The 23,514-nt window shown below is 66.4% G+C and carries 24 protein-coding genes and 1 riboswitch; of the genes, 10 read left to right on the top strand and 14 right to left on the bottom strand.

The window, feature by feature from the left end:
* The first annotated feature begins 60 nt into the window (after positions 1-60).
* The 4 genes from RI03_RS12315 (at position 61) to RI03_RS12305 (ending at position 3,266) form a co-directional block, all read left to right on the top strand.
* Entirely contained in the window at positions 61-963 is a 903-nt protein-coding gene (locus tag RI03_RS12315; RefSeq protein WP_010217726.1) for a LysR family transcriptional regulator, read from the top strand.
* A gap of 198 nt (positions 964-1,161) precedes the next feature.
* Positions 1,162-1,299 carry a hypothetical protein gene (locus RI03_RS24085; protein ID WP_170318375.1) on the top strand — a complete coding sequence of 46 codons (138 nt, stop codon included), beginning with the start codon at positions 1,162-1,164 and terminating at the stop codon, positions 1,297-1,299.
* An 11-nt stretch (positions 1,300-1,310) separates the two neighbouring features.
* Positions 1,311-2,036 carry a DUF1223 domain-containing protein gene (locus RI03_RS12310; RefSeq protein WP_010217724.1) on the top strand — a complete coding sequence of 242 codons (726 nt, stop codon included), beginning with the start codon at positions 1,311-1,313 and terminating at the stop codon, positions 2,034-2,036.
* 234 nt (positions 2,037-2,270) lie between these two features.
* The gene (locus tag RI03_RS12305; protein WP_010217722.1) at positions 2,271-3,266 is read left to right on the top strand and encodes a hypothetical protein; all 996 of its coding nucleotides are present in this window, start codon (positions 2,271-2,273) and stop codon (positions 3,264-3,266) included.
* Here the strand turns inward: RI03_RS12305 and RI03_RS12300 are convergent.
* Genes RI03_RS12300 through RI03_RS12285 form a run of 4 tightly spaced genes read right to left on the bottom strand, consistent with a single transcriptional unit; the run spans position 3,251 to position 5,567 of the window.
* Positions 3,251-3,715 carry a DoxX family protein gene (locus RI03_RS12300; RefSeq protein WP_010217720.1) on the bottom strand — a complete coding sequence of 155 codons (465 nt, stop codon included), beginning with the start codon at positions 3,713-3,715 and terminating at the stop codon, positions 3,251-3,253. The genes RI03_RS12305 and RI03_RS12300 overlap by 16 nt on opposite strands.
* Position 3,716: 1 nt before the next feature.
* Positions 3,717-4,445: an HvfC/BufC N-terminal domain-containing protein gene (locus tag RI03_RS12295; protein ID WP_010217718.1), complete on the bottom strand. Its 729-nt coding sequence runs from the start codon at positions 4,443-4,445 to the stop codon at positions 3,717-3,719.
* Entirely contained in the window at positions 4,438-5,277 is an 840-nt protein-coding gene (gene bufB / locus RI03_RS12290) for an MNIO family bufferin maturase (protein ID WP_010217717.1), read from the bottom strand. Before bufB ends, RI03_RS12295 begins: the two co-directional genes overlap by 8 nt.
* A gap of 11 nt (positions 5,278-5,288) precedes the next feature.
* Positions 5,289-5,567 (bottom strand): BufA1 family periplasmic bufferin-type metallophore, encoded by a 279-nt coding sequence (locus RI03_RS12285; protein WP_010164508.1) that lies wholly within the window; start codon positions 5,565-5,567, stop codon positions 5,289-5,291.
* Between the two features lie 229 nt (positions 5,568-5,796).
* Here RI03_RS12285 and bufA2 point away from each other — a divergent pair, with 229 nt between their 5' ends.
* Positions 5,797-6,075 (top strand): BufA2 family periplasmic bufferin-type metallophore, encoded by a 279-nt coding sequence (gene bufA2 / locus RI03_RS12280; RefSeq protein WP_026046686.1) that lies wholly within the window; start codon positions 5,797-5,799, stop codon positions 6,073-6,075.
* A 246-nt stretch (positions 6,076-6,321) separates the two neighbouring features.
* Here the strand turns inward: bufA2 and RI03_RS12275 are convergent, their stop codons facing one another.
* The 4 genes from RI03_RS12275 to RI03_RS12260 form a co-directional block, all read right to left on the bottom strand.
* On the bottom strand, positions 6,322-7,680 hold the full coding sequence (locus tag RI03_RS12275; RefSeq protein ID WP_026046685.1) for a voltage-gated chloride channel family protein: 1,359 nt from the start codon (positions 7,678-7,680) through the stop codon (positions 6,322-6,324).
* A gap of 23 nt (positions 7,681-7,703) precedes the next feature.
* Positions 7,704-7,780: riboswitch (Fluoride riboswitch) on the bottom strand.
* A 155-nt stretch (positions 7,781-7,935) separates the two neighbouring features.
* Positions 7,936-8,577 (bottom strand): NrsF family protein, encoded by a 642-nt coding sequence (locus tag RI03_RS12270; protein ID WP_010217706.1) that lies wholly within the window; start codon positions 8,575-8,577, stop codon positions 7,936-7,938.
* A complete protein-coding gene (locus tag RI03_RS12265; protein ID WP_010217705.1) occupies positions 8,567-9,103 on the bottom strand; it encodes a sigma-70 family RNA polymerase sigma factor in 537 nt (178 codons plus the stop codon). The genes RI03_RS12270 and RI03_RS12265 overlap by 11 nt, the downstream gene beginning before the upstream one ends.
* Positions 9,104-9,292: 189 nt before the next feature.
* Positions 9,293-10,237 (bottom strand): helix-turn-helix domain-containing protein, encoded by a 945-nt coding sequence (locus tag RI03_RS12260; protein WP_010217703.1) that lies wholly within the window; start codon positions 10,235-10,237, stop codon positions 9,293-9,295.
* A 348-nt stretch (positions 10,238-10,585) separates the two neighbouring features.
* On the opposite strand from RI03_RS12260, the gene RI03_RS25090 reads away from it, so the two are divergent.
* The 4 genes from RI03_RS25090 to yghU all read left to right on the top strand — a co-directional run bounded on the left by RI03_RS25090 (position 10,586) and on the right by yghU (position 12,610).
* Entirely contained in the window at positions 10,586-10,711 is a 126-nt protein-coding gene (locus RI03_RS25090; protein ID WP_274517558.1) for a hypothetical protein, read from the top strand.
* A gap of 28 nt (positions 10,712-10,739) precedes the next feature.
* Positions 10,740-11,402 (top strand): peroxiredoxin-like family protein, encoded by a 663-nt coding sequence (locus RI03_RS12255; protein WP_010217700.1) that lies wholly within the window; start codon positions 10,740-10,742, stop codon positions 11,400-11,402.
* A 7-nt stretch (positions 11,403-11,409) separates the two neighbouring features.
* Positions 11,410-11,667, top strand: coding sequence for a hypothetical protein (locus RI03_RS12250; RefSeq protein WP_010217698.1), 258 nt, complete (start codon positions 11,410-11,412; stop codon positions 11,665-11,667).
* 67 nt (positions 11,668-11,734) lie between these two features.
* Positions 11,735-12,610 carry a glutathione-dependent disulfide-bond oxidoreductase gene (yghU, locus tag RI03_RS12245; RefSeq protein ID WP_010217697.1) on the top strand — a complete coding sequence of 292 codons (876 nt, stop codon included), beginning with the start codon at positions 11,735-11,737 and terminating at the stop codon, positions 12,608-12,610.
* Positions 12,611-12,742: 132 nt separating this feature from the next.
* Here yghU and RI03_RS12240 read toward each other — a convergent pair whose 3' ends face one another.
* Genes RI03_RS12240 through cysD form a run of 3 tightly spaced genes read right to left on the bottom strand, consistent with a single transcriptional unit; the run spans position 12,743 to position 16,364 of the window.
* On the bottom strand, positions 12,743-13,504 hold the full coding sequence (locus RI03_RS12240; protein WP_010164496.1) for a 3'(2'),5'-bisphosphate nucleotidase CysQ: 762 nt from the start codon (positions 13,502-13,504) through the stop codon (positions 12,743-12,745).
* Positions 13,501-15,420 carry a sulfate adenylyltransferase subunit CysN gene (cysN, locus tag RI03_RS12235; protein WP_010217695.1) on the bottom strand — a complete coding sequence of 640 codons (1,920 nt, stop codon included), beginning with the start codon at positions 15,418-15,420 and terminating at the stop codon, positions 13,501-13,503. Before cysN ends, RI03_RS12240 begins: the two co-directional genes overlap by 4 nt.
* Positions 15,420-16,364 carry a sulfate adenylyltransferase subunit CysD gene (cysD, locus tag RI03_RS12230; protein WP_081504220.1) on the bottom strand — a complete coding sequence of 315 codons (945 nt, stop codon included), beginning with the start codon at positions 16,362-16,364 and terminating at the stop codon, positions 15,420-15,422. The genes cysN and cysD overlap by 1 nt, the downstream gene beginning before the upstream one ends.
* Positions 16,365-16,554: 190 nt before the next feature.
* On the opposite strand from cysD, the gene RI03_RS12225 reads away from it, so the two are divergent.
* The gene (locus RI03_RS12225; protein ID WP_010217692.1) at positions 16,555-18,495 is read left to right on the top strand and encodes a glycoside hydrolase family 127 protein; all 1,941 of its coding nucleotides are present in this window, start codon (positions 16,555-16,557) and stop codon (positions 18,493-18,495) included.
* A gap of 100 nt (positions 18,496-18,595) precedes the next feature.
* Here the strand turns inward: RI03_RS12225 and RI03_RS12220 are convergent, their stop codons facing one another.
* The 3 genes from RI03_RS12220 to RI03_RS12210 all read right to left on the bottom strand — a co-directional run bounded on the left by RI03_RS12220 (position 18,596) and on the right by RI03_RS12210 (position 23,476).
* Positions 18,596-19,618, bottom strand: coding sequence for an alpha/beta fold hydrolase (locus RI03_RS12220; protein ID WP_086011727.1), 1,023 nt, complete (start codon positions 19,616-19,618; stop codon positions 18,596-18,598).
* A 178-nt stretch (positions 19,619-19,796) separates the two neighbouring features.
* Positions 19,797-21,491, bottom strand: coding sequence for a M28 family metallopeptidase (locus RI03_RS12215; RefSeq protein WP_010217690.1), 1,695 nt, complete (start codon positions 21,489-21,491; stop codon positions 19,797-19,799).
* Between the two features lie 194 nt (positions 21,492-21,685).
* Positions 21,686-23,476, bottom strand: coding sequence for a sensor domain-containing diguanylate cyclase (locus tag RI03_RS12210; RefSeq protein WP_010217688.1), 1,791 nt, complete (start codon positions 23,474-23,476; stop codon positions 21,686-21,688).
* Positions 23,477-23,514: the final 38 nt, after the last annotated feature.

Below are 23,514 nucleotides of genomic sequence, written 5' to 3'. Positions count from 1 at the left end.
AGATCGCACTTCATTATTGCGGTTTGCGATGATAATCGCGTGTCCTCATCTGGAGGGACCATGGACCGGCTGCGAACCCTGCGGATCTTCATCAGCGTCGCCGAGCATGCCAGTTTCGCGGAGGCCGCGCGGCGTCTCGGCCTGTCTCCGACGACCGTGACCCGTACGATCGCGGGGCTGGAAGAGAGCCTGGGCGTCCAGCTGTTGATGCGGACCACGCGAAGCGTCCGGCTGACCGAGGACGGCACGACGTTCCTGGAACGGGTCCGCGCGGGCATCGCCGAGATCGACGGTGCCTTCGACGCGGTTCGCGGGAGCAAGCAGGCGCCGAGAGGGCTGCTCACGGTGACGGCGCCCGTCATGTTCGGACGCCTTCACATCCTGCCGGTCGTGGCGGAGATGCTTGGGCTCTATCCCGACCTGCAGGTTCGATTATTGCTGCTCGACCGCGTCGTTCGCCTCGTGGAAGAAGGCGTCGACATCGCGGTCCGGATTGCCGACCTGCCGGACAGTGCGCTCCACCGGCGGGTCATTGGAGACGTGCGCGCCGTCTTGAGTGCCAGCCCCGCCTATCTGGAGGGCCGCGGTGTGCCGTCCACGCTGGCTGATCTGCGCCATCACGAGGTGATCGCAATCGAGGACGAGTTGGGGCCTCACCGGGGGCGGGCGGGGCAGTCGAGCCGGCGCGGGGAAATACCGCGCCTCTTGGTCAACAGTGTGGACGCAGCGATCGCCGCCGCGGTTTCGGGCTTCGGTATCGTCCGGACCCTGTCGTACCAGGTGGCCGATCACATCGCTGCGGGACGGCTCCGGACGATACTTGCCGGCGATCCTGCGCCGTCAGTGCCCGTATCGCTCCTGTTCCAAAGTGGCCGCAGCGATCGACCTAACATCCGCGCGTTCAGCGAGATCGCGCGCCGGCACCTCAGGGAAACCGTCCTGCAAACAAATATCGTCGGTTGAAGCCGCGCCACGCCGAGGGGCGATCGATGAGCCGGGAGGAATTTCGTATCGCCACGGTGTAAGGCGACATCCCGTCGACCGTGCGCGGTGCGCGGCCGCGCTGCCGAACCCGCCCCGGATGTTGGTTACCTTATTGTAACCGGACCGTTCGCGCTGGCGAAGTCCGTGGCATCGTTCCCGAGTTCAAGGGGTATCCCGATGAACCCGCAGTCCAGCCAACGGATGCTTTCCGCGGCGCTCCGCTGTGTCGGTTCGGATGCGACGCGCGATGCCGTGCTGGCGGTCGCGGTCGTTCCGTTCGCGGGAACGATGACCCCCGCGATGCCGGGACTCTGACCAAGGAATGTATGATGCGGACTCCCTACGTCATTTTCGCCCTTCTTGCCGTAACCGCCGGAAGCGTTGCTGCGGTCGAATCCAGCCGTGGCGCGACCCAGCCCGCTGCATTGCGCCACGGCGGCCCGGTGCTGGTGGAGTTGTACCAGAGCCAGGGCTGTTCGAGCTGCCCGCCCGCGGATACGAACGTCAACGCGCTCGCCGACCGGCCGGATGTCGTCGCGCTGTCGTTCGGCGTCACCTACTGGGATACGCTTGGCTGGCGCGACACCTTCGCGAAGCCGGAATTTACCGAGCGGCAATGGGACTTCGCCCGCTTCAATCACCGGGGTAATGTCGCCACGCCGCAAGTGTGGATCAACGGTAACAGGACGATCGTCGGCAATAACCGAAGCGAGCTGGAGGCCTCGATCCGTACCGCCTCGGCCGAAGGACCTGCATTGGCCATCCGCGGCGGCACCGTCGCCATCGCGGCGGGCCGGTCGCCCGCGCGGGGCGCTGATGTCTGGGTTGCGACGTTCGACCCGCGAACCGTGCAGGTCGCGATCAGGGCCGGCGAAAACGGTGGCCGCACGATCCCGCACCGGAACATCGTTCGCCAACTGACGATGGTGGGTCACTGGACCGGCCCCTCGGCGAAATATGCGCTTCCGCATGCGGCACCGGGTCTAGCGACGGCGGTGTTCCTGCAGGCCGGGCGCGGCGGACCGGTGATTGCAGCCGTCAAGGCGAGCTGAGGCGTAACGCTGACACCGTTGCGACCGGTCCACCAGTCGTTCCTCGATCCCGGAAGCCCGATCATGGCCCTCGCTCGTTTCTTGCCGTTGACCGCCCGGAGGTTCGTCGCCGCACCGCCTCAGGCGCAGCGAGCACGTCGGGTTAGCCTGGGCGCGCTCAGGCCCCCCTGCGTCGCTAGTGATATCGATTCCTTCCAGGGCAGGACGTTTGCTGCTCTTGTGGTGCGGTGAGGCATGGCCCGGATCGATCGACGCGCCGTCCTGCTTGGCCTGGGTGCGGTGGCCGCCAACGGCGCGTCGCTCGCCGGGGCGGGCACCGCGCCCATCTATGACGATCCCGATGCCGTGTACGCCGCGCTGCGCAGCCAACCCGGGCAGGACCTCAAGATCGGCGGCGGGACGATCACCATCGTCTTTGCCGATGGCGCTCCGGGGCTGGCGCGAGGACCCGTACTGTCCTGGATCCGCACCGCGGCGATGGCGCTGACGGCTTATTTCGGCAGGTTTCCCGTGCGCGATTATGGCTTGCTGATCATCGCCGAACCTGGCGATCGCGTCGGGCATGCCACGACCTACGGCTACGCGGGTTCGGCGACGCGGATCCACGTCGGCATGGACGCCGGCCGCGTGGCGTTCGACCGTGACTGGGTGCTGGTGCACGAGCTGGTCCATAGCGCCTTGCCCGATCTCCCCCGCCGCGCCCTTTGGCTGCAGGAAGGCAATGCCACCTATCTCGAGCCGATCGCCCGCGCGCGGATCGGCCAGCTTTCGCCGGAAACGGTATGGAGGGAAGCGGTCGCAGGCATGGCACAGGGAAATCCGCAGGCCGGCGACGCGGGCATGGACGGGACGCGAGCCTGGGGACGCCTGTATTGGGGCGGAGCGCTGTTCTGGCTGCTCGCCGAGATCAGCATCTATCGGGCCACGAATGGCACCCGTTCGCTCCGCGACGCGCTTCGGCGGATCAATTCCGTCAGCGGCGGCAACACGGCGAGCTGGTCGCCCGAGCATCTGATGACGGTCGGAGACGCGGCGATCGGGGCAACCACGCTGATCGACCTCTACACCCGCTTCGCGACAACCGCCGTGTCGACCAACCTGGTCGACCTATTTCAGGAGCTCGGGGTTTCACCCGGTGCCGATGGCGAGCCGGTATTCGACAACCGCGCTCCGTTGGCGAAACTGCGCGAACGGATCACGGCGCGTGACGGCGATCAGTCGGCGGCATAGTCCCGTGCCTTGTGCTCGCGCGCCGGGTCCAGGCCCAGCAGGTGATCGAGCGAAATCTTCCCGCCGCCACGAAAAATGATGGGAAGCAGCAGACCCGCCCAGCTCAGGTGCGTCGGCCACGCGTCCGGGTAGACGAACACCTCGATGACCGTGGTCATGCCGAGCAAGCCCAGGGCCGCAACCCGGTTGAACAGCCCGAGCACCAGCAGGATCGGGAAGAGATGCTCCTGATATGTCGCCAGATGCGCCGCGACGTGCGGCGGAATCAGCGGGATCCTGTAATCGGTCTCGAAGAGCGTGTACGTGCTGTCGGTGATGTGCAGCAGGCCGTCGACCTTGGTCCGCCCCGACAGGAAGAACACCGCCGCCACGCCGAAGCGTGCCACCAGCAACAGGAGCGAACCGGGAAGCCGGTCAAGCTGCGCGCAGAAACGGGCATAGCGATTCATGTCATTTTCCCCATCGAATGTCTTGGACGAATGCCCCGGCCGACAGCAGCAGCGCGAAGATCGCCGCAACGTCTCCGCCGTCGCGTGACGCACCGGTCGCGGCCTCGGCGAGCGTCTTGCCCGCAAGGAAGGCCTGGGTCGGCGCATCGATGACGCGAACCTCGACCGCGTCTCCCGGCCGCGTGACCAGCGCGATCTCCTGATCCCAGCGGATCGCGTCGAACGCGTCGGGTCCTGCGTCGGGCTGGTGCGCACGCCACAAGCTCGCAGCGGGTACGGATGCCTGCGCGATCCGCGTTGCAGGATGCCACAGCAGGGCGGCTTCCGGGTCGATGCCCCGCGCAAGTGCCGCTGCGTCCAGCGGCGGCTGGTCTGCTGCGAACAGCGCCTCGGTCACGAGACGCTCGAGCCCGGCGACTGCGCCGAGATACGGCGCCTCTGCGAACGGCGTCCAGACGTCGACGAAGGGGCCGAACCGCTCGCCATAAAGGCAAAGCCGGGGCTCGCGTGGCGGCGCGATCTCGACATAGGACGCGGCGCAGGCGGAGAACGCCTCGTCTCCCACCATCGCCGCCGTCACGGGATAATTGGCGAACAGCGCGTCGCTTGCCGCCTTGCGCGCGGTATTGCGGTGGATTGCGATCGCGCGCCGCATTGCCGGGTCGTTCGGCGGATCCGGGGCGGCAAGCATCGTGCCGAAGGCGTGTTGAAACTCGGCGGCGTCACGCATCGATCGACATCCTCTGCTCGAGCAGGCGGTGGGCGCGGTCGCGCTCCAGCATCAGCATCAGCGTCTGGAAGGGCGGAATTTCATCGTCGCGTTCGATCAGGGTCGGACGCGCGCCGATGCGGTCGATCAGGCGCTGATAGAGCAGCCAGACGGGGTCGGAGACCGGCGCATCGTGGCTGTCGATCAGCAACCCGCTCGCAGGGTCGGGGTCGGGTCGGTGGCCGGCCAGGTGAATTTCGCCGACGATCGCGGCCGGGATCGCGTCGATCCGGGCCTCCGGTGAAAAACGCAGGTTCGCGGCGCTGACGAAGATGTTGTTCACATCGACCAGCAGACCGCATCCCGTACGCGCCGCCAATTCCGCGAGGAAGGTCGCCTCGTCGAGGTCGTGACCAGGCAGATCGACATAGAGCGAGGGGTTTTCGACCAAGATCGAACGACCGAGCGCGTCCTGCACGCGCGCGACGTTGCCCGCGGTGATGTCGAGCGCCTGGCGCGTTCGCGGAAAGGGTAGGAAATCGGCGTGATGCGCACCCGCCCACTTCTGCCATGCGAGATGGTCGGAAATGGCGGTCGGGCGGATCAGGTCGGAGAGGGTGCGCAGCCTGCGGAGGTGATCTGCGGCAGGGGGTTCCACCGACGCCAGCGAGAGGCCGACGCCGTGGAGCGAGATCGCAAAGCGCTCCGCGAGCGCGGCAAGCGCGCGCAGCCGCGGCCCCCCATCGACCATATAATTCTCGGCATGCACCTCGAACCACAGGCCCGGGTTTCGCGCGGTCAACGCTTCATCGAGATGCTCGAGCTTGAAGCCCAGGCCTGCGGTCATGATCATCCGACCGCGCCTCAGGCGCCGGGGGTGAGCGAGCCGAAGCCGCCGGGAGTCTTGATCTTGGCGCAGGTGCCGGCTGGTACGAGCTTCCAGGCATCCTTCTGATAGTTGATCTTCGAAGTGCCCGCGCAGGTTGTGCCCGCGCCAGCCTTGCAGTCGTTCTTGCCGGCCTTGGCGACACCGTAGCATTTTTCCATCGGCTTGCTTGCCTGAGCGTGCGCTGCCGTGGTGGCACCCGCGGCAAGGGACGCAAGAAGCAGGGCGCTGATTGCGGTGGTGGAACGCGTGTTCATGTAAAGTCTCCAGTCCGCCTCACGTACGGCGCCCCAAGGACGGGACGCCGCACGATGGTCCGGGAGGCTGACGGGGTCGGACCATGCCGACGTCTCCGCCCGAACAGGCGTCGCGGTTACACGATGATCCAAGGAATAGATTTCATGCCCGGCCTGTAACCGGCCGTATTCGGGTGGCGAAATCTTGGGCGCCACTCGGCAAGACAACGTCTCAATCCAGGAGTTTGCTATGAAGACCTTCAAGACCGGCGCTGCCATCGCGTCTGCCGCCGCCATGCTCGCCTTCGCCGGTGTCGCTTCCGTAAGCCCGGCTCAGGCTGCTGGTGCGCACGCTTCGGGCAAGGTGCAGCCCTGTTACGGCGTCAATTCCTGCAAGGGCCAGTCGGACTGCAAGTCGGGCACTCATGACTGCAAGGGCCAGAACGACTGCAAGGGCCAGGGCTTCAAGGACATCTCCGCCAAGTCGTGCGCAAAGATGGGCGGTAGCCTCACCCCGACGGCGAGCTGAGCGCGCGGCCACCCCCTTACGCACGAAACCGTCCGGCACCGTAACGCTGCCGGGCGGTTTTGCGCGTCTTCAAACTCGCTGTCGCTGCACGGGGGGCGTTGCCTGAAGCTCCAGCCGGGATGGTTGTCCAACGCCCGGCCCCGTGTTGCGTTCGGAATCGTGCACAAGGAACCGGTCACATTCCGTCGCAAGATTGGCTCGCGCGTCATCGGCGCGATCGACGCCCGTGCCGGATAATCGCAACGGCTAACGCCCGACGGGATCGGATTTGGCGCGGCGCGCCCGCACGTCGCGCAGGGTTGCGTTCGGAGGAAGACCGGTCGCCGACACCTTCGGCACGGCGACCCGCTGCGACAGGTAGATGCCGCTGTGGCCCGAGCAGAGGTAGGAGACGAAACAGGCCACCGCGATCGGCACGGCATAGGCTGCACCGAACAGCTCGATGCCCATGAAGGTGCAGGCGAGGGGGGTGTTGGCGGCACCGGCGAAGAGCGCGACGAAGCCAAGCGCGGCGAACACGCCCGTCGGGACGCCGAACAGGGGGGCAAGCGCGTTGCCGAGTGCCGCGCCGATGAAGAACAGCGGCGTTACCTCGCCACCCTTGAAGCCGGTACCGAGCGTTACGACCGTGAACAGCAGTTTCAACGCCCAGCTCCACGGGTGGGTGTCAGGTCCAAAGAAGCTGGCGATGGTGAGGCCATCAGGCATCGCCGCCAGCGTGCCAAGGCCGAGATAGTCGCGCGTGCCGATCACGGAGACCAGCGCGATGACCGCAATTCCGCCGATGACCGGGCGCATCGGACCATAAGGCACGCGCCGCTTGAGCCATGCGCCGAGCGCATGGTTGGCTTCCGCAAAGGCAAGGCCGACCAGCCCAAACGCCACCCCGGCAACAGCGGCCTTCGCGACGAGCAACGCATCGACCGGCACCAGCGCGTCGATCCGGTAGACGCCGTGGTGGATGCCCCAGGCGAGACACGTCCAGTCACCGACGAGCGCCGCGACCAGGCATGGCACCAGCGCGCGATACTCGACGCGCCCGATTGCCAGCACCTCCAGCGCGAAGACCGCGCCGGCGATCGGCGTACCGAACACCGCGCCGAATCCGGCCGCGATGCCCGCCATCAGTAGGACACGGGTGCCGTCCGCATCGAGTTTGAGCGCGCGGCCAAAGCCACTGGCCACGCTTCCGCCCAGTTGGACAGCGGTGCCTTCACGCCCGGCCGAACCGCCGAACGCATGCGTCATCACCGTACCGAAGAGGATCAGCGGTGCCATCCGCAGTGGCACCCCGCCCCCCGGCTCATGGATCTGGTCGACGATCAGGTTGTTGCCGCCCTCCACCGATTGGCCGGTCAGGTGGTAGAGCAGCCCGACAACAAAGCCGCCCAGCGGCAGCAGGTAGAGCAGCCAGGGCCACGCAAAGCGCAGTCGGGTAACGGCGTCGAGGCTCCACAAGAAGGTCGCGCAGAGCGTCCCGACGAGAGCAGCCATCGGGACCAGGACCAGCGCCCAGCGCATGATGGAGATGGCATGACCGTGGCGGGTACGCGCGAACGCCGAGACGTTCAGCCGGCCAGTGAGAGTACGAAAGCGAGCGTACACGATTCCTCCTTGCTGCCTTGCGGCGCCAAGTAGGAATCATCAGCTCTTGCCAGAGCGGTTCGGCCCCATCGCCCGGCGGAAATCCATCGCCGTCGCGCGCCCTATGGAAGGCACGGCTTCAGTCGTCAACGCCGTCGGTCTGGAACCTGAACCGGCACTTCCCGACGTCGCGATGACATCTTCGTCCGTGATCCGCCAACGGTGCCTTGCGCGCCCGTCGCCCGAACAGGGGCGGCGCGCGCCCGTCGGCCGATCCTACCAGCGTGACAGCAAGGGGAGGAGGGCACGCGTCGGCAACGTAATGGCGAGGCAGCCCAGGGCGTACCAGAATACGATATAGAGGGGATCGTCGCTCGGGCAGTGGAACGCGAAAATGAAGGCGCCCCACGCCGCCGCGGCAACGCCGACGGCGGCTGCGCTTGCCGCATGATCGGTGGGTGCGCCGCGGCGCATCATATATCCGAGCGCAATCACGGGTGGAACCGAAAGGACCGTCATCACGGTCAGGCATTCGACACCCATCCGCCACATCAGTCGCCCCATCAGTCCCTCCAGGCCGAGGCCGGCAAAATTGAGCAAAGCGCCGGCAAGGACGATCCCCGCAAGCGCAAGCGCCCAGCGACGAAGCCCCTTTCGTGGTGAGGACACCGGGCTGAAGGACCGCAAGGCTACGCCGATGCCAAGGATCGCGAGAATGCCGAGCCCCGCCATCTTCCACCAGAAGGCGGCGCGACCGAGCGCTGCGCCGATATCGGTCCGCAACGTGCCGAGCGCGAGGAAAGCGACGAGTTCGATGATCGCCAGAGCGAGGAGGATGACAATCCTGGGGCCGAACTTCGGCCAGCGTACCGGACGAAGATCGTCTACCAGCGTATCGATCAGTGCATCATTCGACATCGGTTTGCTTCTGAACAATCGCGGCGAGCCGCGCCAGCCCGCGATGAATGTTCACCTTGATCAACGATCCGGACTGGCCGGTCCTCTCGGAAGCCTCCTCGACCGAAAAACCCTCGATCTTCACGAGCCGAATGGCTTCGGCCTGGGCGGGTTTCAACTCGGTCATCAAGCGTGCCAGGACGATCGAGCTGGTCACGCTGCTCTCGTGGTCGTCGACGGCAATCTCCTCGGGCAGCTCCTCCGTTCTCGAGCGGCTCATCGACCGCAGGCGATCGATCCACTTGTACCGGGCGACAGCCATCAGCCACGGCTTGAACGGCCTTCCGGGATCGTAGGTGTGGCGCTTTTCATGGATTGCGATCAGCGTTTCCTGAACGGCATCGTCCACCATCGCGGGGGGAAGGCGGCGCGCATAGAAGCCCTTAAGCCAATGCCGGACTTCGTCGAGAAGCCGGCGATAGGCGGCGGCATGCCCGTCCTGGGCCGCAGCCATCAACTGGCCCCACTGGTCAATGGTCTCGCTCATCGACGCGCTCCCCGGCGCCGGGGCCGCGGCACCGGCGAATGGTCGAGACGCGAGGCGGGGTCGGGGTTGCACGTCCCGTCGTTCGGCCAGACGAGCGTGCCGGTTACAGCCCCGGCAAAAACAAACCCCCGCGCAGAGCAGCGGCACCCCCGTCGGACGCATTCCGGTCGGAGGGGCGAGGGCTCTGGATTAGCTCGCATCCCGGGCCTCCCCGCTCTGGCGCATCCGGGTCGGATCGATGCCGAATGCGGTGCGAAAGCTGCGACTGAAATGGCTGCGGCTGGCGAAGCCAACATGATGGGCGATGTCGGCAATCGAAAGCTCGGTCGACAAAAGCAGGTTCCGCGCTTTGTCGAGGCGCGCATGGTTCACGAATGCCATCGGTGGCGATCCCAACGTCTCTGCAAAGACTTTTGCGAATTTGGACCTGCTCATGCCGGCGGCGCGAGCGAGGTCGGTCAGGCTATGGCTGGAAGCTGGGTCTTCGACGACGAGCGCCACCGCCCGGGCCAGAGACGGCCGCTCGAACAGGCCGGGGAGGACGTTGCGTGCGCCGAGCTCCTGGACGGAGCGACGCAGCGCCAGAATCAGGCACGCCTTCATCAGCGCGCCGATCAGCGCCTTGCTTCCCAGGGACGCGACACCCGTTTCACGAAGGATCGTCGAGAAGGCGACGCCGACGACCGGCTCGTCGGCGATATGCGAATGGATCGGCGCTTTCAGTCCTTCAAACGGCCCGAACGATCCGCCGATGTCGGCCTTGATCTGACCGCAGGCGACGAGAACGCTGCTCGCGCTTCCCGTCGTGGCGTCATACTGCATCAAGCCATCGCGCCGCTTGCTGCACGTCTCTTCAGGGCTGAAGATATCTGAGGGGCTTGCCGACCCCCCGATCACCTGGCTGACATGCGCCGGCACCAGGACCATGCTGCCAGTCGGCGCGGTGATGAAGGTACCGTCCTCCAGACCGAGATAGAGTGTCCCTGCGAGCACGAAATGAACTTCTATCTTGTCGAGCGGCTCGATCGCGATCGCCGAAGTCGTGGTGAAGGCACAGACCGCGAACTCTTTCACGTTCACCGCGAGCGCTGCGAGAATCTGGTCGATCGCTGTAGTGTTCATGATTGTCATCATGTGCGGTTTTGTCGCGATGATCCCAGACGTTTCGCAACGAAATGATAAATTCGGATGATGCGGCACGTCACTGGATGATCCGGCACGCTGGGCACTGGAACGGCGGCGATTGAGAACGGGGGCAGGCCCTTGCGCCGTTCTCAGGCAGCGGGGCGGGCATCGACTGCGCATTCACGACCTTGGCGGAGGCTTCGAGCGGGTGCGATCACTCGGTCCGTCGGCCCCTGTATATTCCAATTCTGCATAGATCATATCGCCTCAGCCCGCCTTCTGGTTGAGCGGTGAAGGGATCATTCAGGTGGCAGGCGAGCAGTCCGGCTGGCCCCGAACCCCTCAGGGAGACCGACCATGACGATCACCGGTTTCGATGCTCGCGATGCTGCAACCGCCATCCGCAAGTTCGCCCCGACGCTGGCTGGCCTCTCCAGCTTCATGCTCACCGCGCTGGTGCTGCTCGTTTCGCACCACGCCTGAACGGCTCGGTTCGCCGAAGGAATCCACGATGTCACTCCAATCCGAACTTCGCGCCCTCGACGCCGATCTGTTGACGACGATGCCAGCCTGGATCGCGGCGGCAATGTTCCAGGCCGATCTCGCCCTGAGTGGGTCGGGTATCTTCGAGACCGCGGTGAAGGCGGGCGACCAGGCACCGGACTTCGTGCTGACCGAGGCACGGGGGGGTGTCGTGCAGCTATCCCATGCGCATGCCGCTGGCCCGGTGGTGCTGAGCTTCTACCGCGGCGGCTGGTGCCGTTATTGCAACCTCGAGCTGCGCGCCCTTCAGGCGATATTGCCCGAATTCGAGGCGGCGGGGGCGACGCTGATCGCCGTCTCGCCGCAGACGCCGGATGAATCGCGGAAGACGGTCGAGACGAACGACCTCGCGTTCCCGGTGCTGAGCGATAAGGGGTCGCGCGTCGCCCGATCCTTCGGGATCGCGTTCGACCTCCCCGTCGCGTTGCGGCCGATCTTCACCAGCCTTGGCCACGCGCTGCCGGACCGCAACGGTGACGAAAGCTGGGTGCTTCCCCTGCCAGCAACCTTCGTCATCGACCGGGGCGGGAGCATCGCCTTCGCGCACACGGATGTCGATCATCGCAACCGGCTCGAGCCCGCCGCGATCACGGCCACGCTGTCGGCGCTCGCCCGCAGCAAAGCGGCATAGGTGTCGCATGGGACACGCCGCCCTCAGCCAGGCCCATCGGCTTTACAGCTTTTCGGAGACGATTCTTGTTTCGTTCGCGCAGGCGAATATCCCATATGCGATAGAGATTCTCCTGCTGCTTCAATTTGCCGACCTTCTGATCGCGCGGGCCCTGGCTAGTTTCGCGACCGCCTTGCCCGGTCTCTCGCGCTGCTTTGCCGGGCTCGACGCGCGCCCAGCGGACCGGACCCCGGCCGCAAAGACCAGCGCCCTCAAGGTCGGCTAGAGCAGCGCGAGGTCTACCGGCGACTCAATCTCGACACCATATCGTGACCCATCATCAGGAGTACATCATGTCTGATCAGCCGGAATATAGCCCCCCCAAGGTGTGGACCTGGGACAAACCGAACGGCGGGCAGTTCGCCGCCATCAACCGCCCCATCGCCGGGGCCACGCTCGACAAGGACCTTCCGGTCGGCCGGCACCCCTTGCAACTCTATTCCCTGGCCACGCCCAACGGCCAGAAAGTGACCATCCTCCTCGAGGAGCTGCTCGCACTGGGGCACGAGGGGGCCGAATATGACGCCTGGCCGATCCGCATCGACCAAGGGGATCAGTTCGGCAGCGGCTTCGTCGCGGTCAATCCCAACTCCAAGATTCCGGCGTTGCTCGACCGTTCGGAGCCCACGCCGATCCGTGTGTTCGAATCCGGGGCGATCCTGACCTATCTGGCCGAAAAGTTCGGGGCATTCCTGCCGACCGATCGGGCCGGTCGCGCGGAGACGCTGTCGTGGCTCTTCTGGCAGATGGGCAGCGCGCCCTATCTCGGCGGGGGCTTCGGCCACTTCTACGCCTACGCGCCGACCAAGATCGAATATGCGATCGACCGCTTCGCGATGGAGACCAAGCGTCAGTACGACGTGCTCGACCGGCGACTGGCGGAAACGCCCTATCTGGCGGGTGACGACTATACGATCGCCGACATCGCGGTGTGGTGCTGGTATGGCAACGTCGCGCTGGGCCAGTTCTACGGGGATGCGGCGGAGTTCCTGGCGCTGCACGAATATACCAACGTCCAGCGCTGGGTGGCCGCCATCGCCGCGCGCCCGGCGGTGCAGCGCGGAAGGATCGTGAACCGCTTCACCGGCGCGCCGTCCGAGCAACTGCATGAGCGGCACGACTCGAGCGATTTCGACCTGCGCACCCAGGACAAGATCGATATCGCCTGATCGGCATGCGACCTGACGGGGCGTGACCGCCGCGCTTCGATCCAGCAATGTCGGGGCGCGGCGGACATGTCCGCCGTGACGTCTGGCGTCTGGCGGGAGCCGAGGTCTGGCGGAAACGGCCGGGGAGGGACGTCAGCCGACGGGGTTGTCAGCCGGACGCCCGCGCAACGCCGCAAACACTGCGGGCACCAGTTCGGCGCGACAGATCAGCAGGTCGGGCATGTAGACGTCGCGCCGGTTGTAGACGAGCGGGGAGCCGTCGACCCGGCTGACATGCAGCCCCGCCGCCGCGGCGACCGCGACCGGCGCGCAACTGTCCCATTCATATTGCCCGCCGGTGTGGAGGTAGATTTCCGCTTCCCCGCGCACGACCGCCATGGCCTTCGCACCGGCAGACCCCATCGGCACGAGCACCGCGCCCAGCGCGGTCGCCACCGAGATCGCCTCGGCCGCGGGGCGGGAGCGGCTGACGACCATGCGCAGCGGCGTCTGCATTGGCAGCAGCGGGGGGGGCGCGTCGCTTCTCACCGTCACGCCGAGACCCGGCAACGCGACCGCGCCGACCGTCGCGACGCCGTCGATCGCGAGCCCGACGTGCACCGCCCAGTCGGACCGCCCCTCGCCATATTCGCGCGTCCCGTCGACCGGATCGACGATCCACACCCGCTCGCGGGAAAGCCGGTCGGGCGAGTCCTTTTCTTCTTCCGATAGCAGGCCGTCGTCGGGTCGTTGCTCACGCAGCGCGTGGATGAGGAATTGGTTCGCGGTCTGGTCGCCAGCCTTGCCGAGCGTGTGCGCCGAACACATCCGCGACTCCCGGACCGTCAGCAGCAACGCGCCGGTTACCTGTGCGAGATGCGCCGCAAGCGCGCCATCGGTCATCGCTTCGCTCATTTGAGCGGCAGGATCTGGCGGACGATGAACTCGGCGGCTTCGACCGGGGTCATCTCCACCGTGTTGACGCGGATGTCGGGGTGGAGCGGTTGCTCATACGGACTGTCGATCCCGGTGAAGTTCTTGAGCGCGCCCGCGCGCGCCTTCTTGTACAGGCCCTTGACGTCGCGCTGCTCGGCGACTTCGAGCGGGGTGTCGACGAAGATCTCGACGAACTCTGCTTCGGGGAGCATCGCGCGGACCATGTCGCGGTCCGCCCGGAACGGCGAGATGAATGCGGTCAGCACGATCAGCCCGGCATCGGTCATCAGCTTGGCAACCTCCCCGACGCGGCGGATATTCTCGATCCGGTCCGCCTCGGTAAAGCCGAGATCCTTGTTTAGCCCGTGCCGCACATTGTCGCCGTCGAGCAGGAAGGTGTGCCGGTTCATCAGGTTGAGCAGCTTCTCGACCTCGTTCGCGATGGTCGATTTGCCCGCGCCCGACAGGCCGGTGAACCACAAAACGCGCGGCGTCTGGTTCTTGAGCCGGGCATGCGCGTCGCGGCCGATGTCGGTCGCCTGCCAGTGGACGTTCTGCGCGCGCCGCAGAGAGAAGTGCAGCATCCCCGCCGCGACCGTCGCGTTGGTGAGCTTGTCGATCAGGATCAGCCCGCCGAGCGTGCGGTCGTGCGCATAGGGTTCGAACACGATCGCGCGATCGGTCTGGAGTTCCGCCACGCCGATCGCGTTCAATTCGAGCGTCTTGGCGGCGAGATGCTCCATCGTGTTGACGTTGACCTGATATTTCGGCTCGCGCACCGTCGCGGACACCGTTTGCGTGCCGAGCTTGAGCCAGTAGGAGCGGCCGACGACGAGCGGCGTGTCATCCATCCACACGATCGTCGCCTCGAACTGGTCGGCGGTTTCGGGCGGCGCGTCGGCGGCTGCGATGACCTGCCCGCGCGAACAGTCGATCTCGTCGGCGAGGCAGAGCGTGACCGACTGGCCCGCGACGGCTTGGTCGAGATCGCCGTCGAGCGTGACGATCCGGGTGACGGTCGACGTCTTGCCGCCCGGAACGACGCGGATCGCATCGCCCGGCCGCACCGTGCCGCGCGCGATCTGGCCCGAGAAGCCGCGGAAATCGAGGTTGGGCCGGTTGACCCATTGCACCGCCATCCGGAAATCGCCCGCGCGGTCCTCGTCCACGCCGAGCTCGACGGTTTCGAGGTGCTCCATCAGGGTCGGGCCGGTGTACCACGGCATGTTCCCGGACGGGTTCGAGATATTGTCGCCCTTGAATCCCGAGATCGGCATCGGCGTAAACGCCGTGATCCCGATGCTGTCGGCGAAGCTGCGATAGTCCGCGAGGATCGCGTCGTAGCGTGCCTGGTCGTAGCCGATCAGGTCCATCTTGTTGATCGCCACCACAAGGTTCTTGATGCCGATCAGATGCGCCAGATAGGAATGCCGCCGGGTCTGCGTCAGCACGCCCTTGCGCGCGTCGATCAGGATTACCGCGAGGTCCGCGGTCGACGCCCCGGTGATCATGTTGCGGGTGTACTGCTCGTGCCCGGGCGTGTCGGCGACGATGAACTTGCGTTTCTCGGTCGAAAAGAAGCGATAGGCGACGTCGATCGTGATGCCCTGTTCGCGCTCGGCGGCGAGGCCATCGACGAGCAAAGCGAAGTCGATCTCCTGCCCCTGCGTGCCGACCCGCTTCGAATCCGACTCGAGCGCGGCGAGCTGATCCTCGAAGATCATCTTCGAATCATAGAGCAGCCGCCCGATCAGCGTCGACTTGCCGTCGTCGACCGAGCCGCAGGTGATGAAGCGCAGCATCGTCTTGTGCTGGTGCCGGTCGAGATAGGCGTCGATATCCTCGGCGATCAGCGCTTCGGCCTGGTAGACCTGCTCCACAGCGGTGGTGGCCATCAGAAATACCCTTCCTGCTTCTTCTTCTCCATCCCAGCGCCGCCCGCATCCTTGTCGATCGCGCGGCCCTGTCGTTCGGACGTGGTGGTGAGCAGCGTTTCCTGGATGATCTCGGGGAGCGTGGCGGCCTTGCTCTCGACCGCGCCGGTCAGCGGATAGCAGCCGAGCGTGCGGAAACGGATCGAGCGCAGCACGGGCGTCTCGCCGGGGAGCAGCCGGAAGCGGTCGTCGTCCACCATCAGCAGCATCCCGTCGCGCTCGACCGTGGGGCGGGGGGCGGCGAAATACAGCGGGACGATCGGGATCGCGTTGCGCTGGATATATTGCCAGACGTCAAGCTCGGTCCAGTTGGAGATCGGGAAGACGCGGATGCTTTCGCCCCGGGCCTTGCGGGCGTTGTAGAGGTTCCACAGCTCGGGGCGCTGGTTCTTGGGGTCCCAGCCCTGGCTGGCGGTGCGGAACGAGAAGATCCGTTCCTTCGCGCGCGATTTCTCCTCGTCGCGGCGCGCGCCGCCGAACGCCGCGTCGAAGCCGTAGTGGGTGAGCGCCTGCTTGAGCCCCTCGGTCTTCCACAGGTCGGTGTGGAGCGCACCGTGATCGAACGGGTTGATCCCGCGCTCGATCGCGTCCGGGTTGCGGTGGACCAGCAGATCCATTCCGCTTTCAGCCGCCATGCGGTCGCGCAGCTTGTACATTTCCTGGAATTTCCAGGTCGTGTCGACATGCAGCAACGGGAAGGGCGGGGGCGACGGGTAGAACGCCTTGCGCGCGAGGTGGAGCATCACCGCGCTGTCCTTGCCGACCGAATAGAGCATCACCGGCTTGTCGGCCTCCGCAACGACTTCGCGCAGGATGTGGATCGCCTCGGCTTCGAGCCGTTCCAGATGGGTCAGCGTTGCCACCGATGCTGCGGCCGCCGTCTCATCCCTAACCTGTGTCGCCATGTCCGAGCTTTCAAAGCAGATCATCCCGGGCTTTCGAGCCCGAACCCCTCCTAGCGTCGTGCAGCGAAACTCCCGCTAAAGAAAATCTTCGGGTTCCACAGCCCTGGGTGAGGCCGGCCGTAGGGGGGGGCTGACACAAGATCTGATATCGCTATAGTCAGACTATAAGAAGCCTGACGGGAGAGATGCGGTGTCGGACGGTGGTTGCTGCGCAGGACCTTCGCGCAGAGCGTTCCTTGCGAGCGCGGGGGTCGGCGCGCTGATCGCCGGCGCACCCGGTGTCGCCGCACAACCGCTTACGCCGCGTGCGCTCGGCACGACGGGGTTGCAGCCGTTCGATCTGGCGGACGTCGATCTTGGCGAGGGGCCTTTCCTCCACGCGCAGCGCAAGACCGAGGCGTATCTGCTCAGCCTCGATCCCGACCGGATGCTCCACGCCTTCCGAGTCAACGCCGGGCTGAAACCGAAGGCCGCGGTCTATGGCGGGTGGGAATCCGATCCGATCTGGGCGGACATCAATTGTCAGGGGCATACGCTCGGCCATTATCTGTCGGCGTGCGCGCTCGCCTATCGCTCTACGCGCAAGCCGGCGTTCCGGCAACGGATCGACCATATCGCGCGCGAGCTTGCCGCGTGTCAGGATGCGGCCAAGTCCGGCCTCGTCTGTGCGTTTCCCAAGGGGCCGGCGCTGGTCGCTGCGCATCTGCGCGGGGACGCGATCACCGGCGTGCCGTGGTACACACTGCACAAGGTCTTCGCTGGCCTGCGCGACGCCACACTGCTGGCGGACAGCGCGGAATCGCGCGCGGTGCTGCTGCGACTGGCGGACTGGGCGGTCGTCGCGACTCGCCCGCTGAGCGACGCGCAGTTCGAGACGATGCTCGAGACCGAACATGGCGGAATGAACGAGGTCTTCGCCGACCTGTATCTGATGACGGGAAACCCCGACTACCGGACGATGGCCGAGCGTTTCTCGCACAAGGCGCTGCTGACGCCGCTCGCCGCCGGGCGTGACCAGCTCGACGGGCTTCACGCCAATACGCAGCTCCCCAAGATCGTCGGTTTCCAGCGCGTTTTCGAGGCGACCGGCACGCCGCACTATCACGAGGCGGCGGCATTCTTCTGGCGGACGGTCGCGCTGACGCGTTCGTTCGCGACCGGCGGGCACGGCGACAACGAGCATTTCTTCCCGATGGCGGAGTTCGACAAGCACGTCTTCTCGGCCAAGGGCTCGGAGACGTGCGGCCAGCACAACATGCTCAAGCTGACCCGCGCGCTGTTCCTGCAGGATCCGCAGGCCGAGTATGCGGATTATTACGAGCGCACGCTCTACAATGGGATCCTCGCGTCGCAGGACCCCGACACCGGGATGGTGACCTATTTCCAAGGCGCACGGCCGGGGTACATGAAGCTGTACCACACGCCCGAGCATTCCTTCTGGTGCTGCACCGGCACGGGGATGGAAAACCACGTGAAGTACCGCGATTCGATCTACTTCCACGATGACAAGGCGCTGTACGTGAACCTGTTCGTTCCGTCCGCGGTGCGGTGGCGCGAGAAGGGCGTCGCGCTGCGGCAGGAAACGCGCTTCCCCGATGCACCGACGACGACGCTGCACTGGACCGTCGAGCGCCCGACCGACGTGACGCTCCAGTTACGCCATCCGCGCTGGAGCCGAAGCGCGATCGTGCTGGTCAACGGGGTCGAGGCGGCGCGTTCGGATACTCCCGGCAGCTATGTGAAGCTCGCGCGGACGTGGCACAGTGGCGACACCGTCGAGTTGCGACTGGCGATGGAGGTCGTTCCCGATCAGGCCCCGGCCGCGCCCGATATCGTCGCGTTCAGCTATGGGCCGATGGTGCTGGCCGGGGTGCTCGGGCGGGAAGGTCTCGCGCCCGGCGCGGACGTGATCGTCAACGAACGGAAATACGGCGAGTATAACGCCGGGCTCGTCACCGTGCCGACGCTGGTGGGGAACCCGGCGACGCTCGCCGCGCAGGTGCGCAAGGCGGACGGTCCGCTCGAATTCACGATCCCGGCGGCGGACCGGACGGTGGTTCGGCTGGTCCCGTATCACCGCGTCGCGCATGATCGCTACGCGACCTACTGGCGGATCAGCCCGGCAGTGTGACGTACTCGCCCCATCCGTTCGCTTCGAGCGAAGTCGAGAAGCCAGCGCTGTGCCGGGTTTCTCGACTTCGCTCGAAACGAACGGTGGGGATTGTGAGGCTTTACCGCGTCGGCGGGCTGCGCAGTTCCGCCAGCAACGTCGCGTTGAAGCCGGCTGGATCTTCCACCTGCGGCGCATGGCCCGAACCCGCGATCCGGACGAGATGCGCGCCGGGGATACGTTTCGCCGCATCTTCCGCAGCTTGCGGGACGGTCTGGACACGCTCGCGCATCGCCGTGGGGGCACTGTTCGCGCGGAACGCGGTGCGGTCACGCTGGCCGATGATCAGCGAGACCGGGGGCGCGAGCCGGGCGAGTTCGGCGGCGACCGGCTGCGTCTCGATCATGTCCGACAGCCGTGCCTGCGCATCGCGGACGATCGCCCCGTCGGGACTGGCATATTGCCCGGCGAGCATCGCGACCCAGCGGTCGTATTCGGGGCGCCACGCACCGTGATAGTAATTGCGCAACTGATACGCCTTGATCGACGCCGCGTCGGTCTTGGCTTCCTCCTGCCGGAGCGCGCCGAGCTCGGTATAGGGCACGCCTTGCGCCAACGTATCGTTGAGACCCAGCGGGTTGATGAGCACGAGCTGCTCGACCCGGTCGGGATATTGCAGCGCGAACCGCGCGCCGAGAATCCCGCCGGTCGAATGGCCGACCAGCGTGATCTTGCCGACCCCCGCCTGGTCGAGCAGCCCCCGCGTCAGCGCGCCAAGCGCCTGGAAACTGTACTGATAGCCTTCGGGCTTGGAGGATTTGCAGAAGCCGATCTGGTCGGGCGCGATGACGCGATAGCCCGCGGTTACCAGCGCGGCGATCGTGTCCTGCCACGTCGCCGCACAGAAATTCTTGCCGTGGAGCAGGACGACGGTGCGGCCGTTGGCTTTGCCTGACGGCGGCACGTCGAGATACGCCATGCGGACCGGCGCGCCCTGCGATTGCACTTCATACCAGTGGACCGGGTAGGGATAGTCGAACTGTTCAAGGTTCGCGCCGAGCGGTTTGGTCGGGGTGGGCGCCTGTGCGGCGGCACCTGATGTGCCGAGGGTCGCGAGCAAGAGTAGGGCGGAGGCACGGCGCATAAACGGGATCCTTGGCATTGGGGACGCCGAACCATCCCAATCCGTTCGTTTCGAGCGTAGTCGAGAAACCTGAGGTGGTGCCGGGTTTCTCGACTACGCTCGAAACGAACGGGAGGGGGAGTGCCCAAGCGCTACCCCTCCAATGCTACCGGGGGCAGGACGTTCCTGCCCCACCACATCACCGCGACGGTCGGCTTTTGTCGCGGATCGCCTTGAATTCGGACCCTGCCTTCCACTCGGGCCAGACGCTCGAATTGGCGAGCTGTGCGCCGATCGTCCCGATCAGGTCGATGTCCTGCACCGCGCCGTCCAGCTTCCAGTCCTTGCTCCACGCGTCGCAGGCCTGGTGGTAGCATTGCCCGGTATAGGCATCGATCCAGGCCTGCCCCGCGGCAGTCCCGCCCTGCTTGAGGTCGGACGCGCCCGCGATCCCCATCAGCAGCAGCGTCGGCACGCCCTGCTTGGCAAAGGAGAAATGGTCCGCGCGGTAGAACAGCCCGCGCTCGGGCAGGCCCTCGGGCGTCAGGTGCCGCCCCTGCGTCGCCGCGACACGCGCCATGTCACCCTCGAGGCTGTTCTGGCCTGCGCCGACGAGCACGACGTCCTTCGCCAGCCCGGCGGTCTGGAGGATGTCGATCGTCAGGTTGGCGACGGTCTTCGCCATCGGCACGGTCGGATGCGTCGCATAATATTCGGACCCGAGCAGCCCGCGCTCCTCGGCGGTCCAGGCGGCGAACACTACCGATCGCTTGGGGGCAGGCGCGGCCTTCAGATTGCGCGCGATCTCGAACAGGCCCGCGATCCCGAGCGCATCGTCGTTCGCGCCCGCGCGGTAGATGCGGCCCTGCGCGTCGGGCTTGCCCGCGCCATAGGCGTCCCAATGCGCGCCGAACATCACCGCTTCGTCGGGGCGTTCGCTCCCGGGGATACGCGCGAGGACGTTGTAGCTCGCGACCTGTTCCTGCGCGACCGGCACGTCGGCGGTGAAGGTCACGCCCTTGAGCGTCACCGGGCGGAAGTCCGCCTTGCGCGCCGCGACGCGAAGCTGCGCGAGGTCGAGCCCGGCGGCGGCGAACACGCGCGTCGCTGAATCGTTCGCCATCCAGCCCTGGAGTGCGACGCTGGTCAGCTTGGACGGATCGCGGACGATATCGTAATTCTCGCCGCCGCTGCTGACGACGACGTTCCAGCCATAGCCCGCGCCCGCGGTATCATGGATGATCAGCGCGCCGATCGCGCCGCGCCGCGCGGCTTCCTCGAACTTGTAGGTCCAGCGGCCGTAATAGGTCATCGTGCGCCCGCCGAATTTCCCGGCGACGGGTTCGCCCTTGGCCGCCGCGAAGTCGGGATCGTTGACCAGGAACACCGCGACCTTGCCCTTGAGGTCGGCACCCTTGAAGTCGTCCCACTGGCGCTCGGGCGCAGTAACGCCATAGCCGACGAAGACGAGCGGGGCGGCGGCCATCTTCGCGACGTCATCAGGGCGGATCGTCGAGACGTAGATGTCCTTCGCCTGTTCGGCGGGAAGCGCGCCCTTGGGGGAATCGAACCGCAACGTCTTCGGCGTGCCCAACCGCGTGTGGATCAGCGGGACCTTCTGGACCCATCCGCCGTCAGGCCCGGCGGGCTCGAGCCCGAGCGCCTGGAAGCGCGCGACGAGATAGCCGATCGTCCGGTCCTCGCCGCGCGTGCCCGGCGCGCGCCCCTCGAACAGGTCCGAGGCGAGCGTGCGGACGCTCTGCTCGATCCGTACCGGGTCGGTCGCGACCTGCGCCGAGACGGGGAGCGCGATGCCCGCGGCAAGCAGCGTGGCAAGGCGGGTGGCGTGGCGTGTGGCGGGGCGTGAGGCGGGGCGGGGTGGCGATGTGGTCATGGGGCGAGCTTAGGTCGTCTTTTCCGCGCCGCCAACGCAAAGTCCGGTTTTTCGCGCGCCTTTTGCGAACCTTCCGCGAAGGCGGGGTCCAGGCGTGTCGAATCGGGGAGACATCGCCTTCCGTGGCTGTGGAGCCGAGCGCCGGGAACGATCGGGACCGCCGGTCCGGTGCGGCATCAGCGCCCGGGGCTAGATCATGCCGCGATCCGGAGGCGGTTGCGGCCATGGCGCTTGGCTTCATACAAAGCAGTGTCGGCGCGCTTCAGGATCGACAGCGCCGTGCCGCCGGGCACGATCTCGGCCAGACCGATGCTGGCGGTGACGCTGATCGACTGCCCGCTGTCGAGCGGAATTCGCAGCGCGCGGATCGCCTCGCGCAGCCGGTCTGCCGCCGCCTCCGCATCCGCCATCGACGCCCCGCCGAAGATCACACAGAACTCCTCGCCCCCGATCCGCGCCACCAGGTCGCGGCTGCGGCAGAAGCGCATCGCCTCGCTGGCGACCGCCTGCAGCACGATGTCGCCGACCGCGTGGCCATAGTCGTCGTTGATCCGCTTGAAATGATCGAGGTCGAGGATCGCGAGGCTTCCGGCGCGCGCGCTGGACCGCGCCGCCAGCGTCGCGTCGCAGCGCTGCTCGAGCTGCTCGAGGAACGCGCGGCGGTTGGCAAGGCCGGTCAGCGGATCGAGCCGGGCCTCGCGCGTCAGCGACAGTTCGAGACGCTTGCGCTCCGAGATATCGCGGATCGACCCGACGATCCCGAGCGACTCCCCCTGCGCGGTGACGGCGCGCAGCGACGCCTCGAACCAGCGGCGGCCCTCGGGTTCTTCGCGGGGGCCGCGATACTGGACGATGACCGGCTTCCCGGGGGCTTGAAGTGCCTGTCGGTTCGCAGCCGCCACCACCGCCAGGTCATCCTCGAATACGAAGCCGCTCGCATGGCTGCCGACCACCGCGTCGGACGGCAGTCCGGTCATGTCCGCGATCGCGGAGGAGGCGTAGCGGACGGTTCCGTCGGCGGCGACGTCGATGATCGCGTCGCCCAGCGCGTCGGCGATCGTGCGATAGCGCGCCTCGCTTTCGCGCCAGCGGTCGGCGATGATGCGCAATTGCGTCAGCAGCGACGCGACCGGCAGCACCAGCAATCCCGCGCAGGCGATATAGCCTTGCAGCAGCAACGCCTTTTCTCCCGGTGACCCCGGCACCAGGTTGATCGGTCCGCGCCCGTAAGCGGTCAGCACCGCGCCGCTCACTCCGACGATGACCATGCTGGCAATCGCCGCGAACCGGCCCCCGCGGACGGTGGCGAGCACCATCGGCAGCAATGGCAGGAACAGGATCGGGGCCGTCTTCTGATAGAAGACGATCAGCGCGGTCACTCCGACGGTGAGCAGCAACGCGGCGTTGGCGAGCCAGTCGGCTCGGCACCAGCGCAGGCTGCGCAGGCTGGTCGTCCGGGTAAAGAGGATCGCGGCAACCGGCGTGATCATTACCGCACCGAGACCGTGCGCTGCCACCCAATGCAGGAAGTTGCTCCAGAAGGGCGCGCGAACGAACACCGCGACGACCGCACCGGCAAACAATCCCGAGACGGCGGGCGCGACGATCCCGGCAAGCGCGATGAACCACACCATGCCGCGCACGGTGTTGATATCGAATCCGCGCCCGAGCACGCGGCGCAGCAGTAACGCGGCGAGGACGGGCTCCAGCAGGAGGACCGGGGTCAGGAACGGGACGCTTCGCCAGCCGATCCCGACGGTTACGATCTCAAGGACGCATGCCACGCCGCACCACAGCAAGGACAGTCCCCAACGGCGCGGCGGCAGCGTTACCAGCCGCGCGAGCAACAGCCCGGCCGCGCCCCAGACATAGGCCACGCCGCCATCGAACCGCGCGAAGCTGACCGACGCTGCGGCCGCCAGGAAGAAGATGAAGCCAAGCAGGAACGCCTGCGCATGATCGGAAAGACGGATACGCGTCAACATGCGTCAGGTTAACGGCCGATTTGGTCAACGTCTGGTTA

The organism is Sphingomonas sp. PAMC 26621, assembly GCF_000251145.1.
Taxonomy (GTDB): domain Bacteria; phylum Pseudomonadota; class Alphaproteobacteria; order Sphingomonadales; family Sphingomonadaceae; genus Sphingomonas.
Note: the sequence above shows the minus strand (reverse complement) of the source record. Positions and strands in the feature narration are given on the sequence as shown.

What these genes read in the sequence shown, in the direction of transcription:
- RI03_RS12305 (WP_010217722.1), top strand. Translation starts at nt 2,271, where the DNA reads ATGGCCCGGATCGATCGACGCGCCGTCCTGCTTGGCCTGGGTGCGGTG.
- RI03_RS12250 (WP_010217698.1), top strand. Translation starts at nt 11,410, where the DNA reads ATGGGACACGCCGCCCTCAGCCAGGCCCATCGGCTTTACAGCTTTTCG.
- RI03_RS12220 (WP_086011727.1), bottom strand. Translation starts at nt 19,618, where the DNA reads ATGCGCCGTGCCTCCGCCCTACTCTTGCTCGCGACCCTCGGCACATCA.
- RI03_RS12215 (WP_010217690.1), bottom strand. Translation starts at nt 21,491, where the DNA reads ATGACCACATCGCCACCCCGCCCCGCCTCACGCCCCGCCACACGCCAC.
- RI03_RS12210 (WP_010217688.1), bottom strand. Translation starts at nt 23,476, where the DNA reads ATGTTGACGCGTATCCGTCTTTCCGATCATGCGCAGGCGTTCCTGCTT.
- bufB (WP_010217717.1), bottom strand. Translation starts at nt 5,277, where the DNA reads ATGATCATGACCGCAGGCCTGGGCTTCAAGCTCGAGCATCTCGATGAA.
- RI03_RS12310 (WP_010217724.1), top strand. Translation starts at nt 1,311, where the DNA reads ATGATGCGGACTCCCTACGTCATTTTCGCCCTTCTTGCCGTAACCGCC.
- RI03_RS12285 (WP_010164508.1), bottom strand. Translation starts at nt 5,567, where the DNA reads ATGAACACGCGTTCCACCACCGCAATCAGCGCCCTGCTTCTTGCGTCC.
- RI03_RS12255 (WP_010217700.1), top strand. Translation starts at nt 10,740, where the DNA reads ATGTCACTCCAATCCGAACTTCGCGCCCTCGACGCCGATCTGTTGACG.
- RI03_RS12300 (WP_010217720.1), bottom strand. Translation starts at nt 3,715, where the DNA reads ATGAATCGCTATGCCCGTTTCTGCGCGCAGCTTGACCGGCTTCCCGGT.
- cysN (WP_010217695.1), bottom strand. Translation starts at nt 15,420, where the DNA reads ATGGCCACCACCGCTGTGGAGCAGGTCTACCAGGCCGAAGCGCTGATC.
- bufA2 (WP_026046686.1), top strand. Translation starts at nt 5,797, where the DNA reads ATGAAGACCTTCAAGACCGGCGCTGCCATCGCGTCTGCCGCCGCCATG.
- RI03_RS25090 (WP_274517558.1), top strand. Translation starts at nt 10,586, where the DNA reads ATGACGATCACCGGTTTCGATGCTCGCGATGCTGCAACCGCCATCCGC.
- cysD (WP_081504220.1), bottom strand. Translation starts at nt 16,364, where the DNA reads ATGGCGACACAGGTTAGGGATGAGACGGCGGCCGCAGCATCGGTGGCA.
- RI03_RS12315 (WP_010217726.1), top strand. Translation starts at nt 61, where the DNA reads ATGGACCGGCTGCGAACCCTGCGGATCTTCATCAGCGTCGCCGAGCAT.
- RI03_RS12260 (WP_010217703.1), bottom strand. Translation starts at nt 10,237, where the DNA reads ATGATGACAATCATGAACACTACAGCGATCGACCAGATTCTCGCAGCG.
- RI03_RS12270 (WP_010217706.1), bottom strand. Translation starts at nt 8,577, where the DNA reads ATGTCGAATGATGCACTGATCGATACGCTGGTAGACGATCTTCGTCCG.
- RI03_RS12295 (WP_010217718.1), bottom strand. Translation starts at nt 4,445, where the DNA reads ATGCGTGACGCCGCCGAGTTTCAACACGCCTTCGGCACGATGCTTGCC.
- RI03_RS12265 (WP_010217705.1), bottom strand. Translation starts at nt 9,103, where the DNA reads ATGAGCGAGACCATTGACCAGTGGGGCCAGTTGATGGCTGCGGCCCAG.
- yghU (WP_010217697.1), top strand. Translation starts at nt 11,735, where the DNA reads ATGTCTGATCAGCCGGAATATAGCCCCCCCAAGGTGTGGACCTGGGAC.
- RI03_RS24085 (WP_170318375.1), top strand. Translation starts at nt 1,162, where the DNA reads ATGAACCCGCAGTCCAGCCAACGGATGCTTTCCGCGGCGCTCCGCTGT.
- RI03_RS12240 (WP_010164496.1), bottom strand. Translation starts at nt 13,504, where the DNA reads ATGAGCGAAGCGATGACCGATGGCGCGCTTGCGGCGCATCTCGCACAG.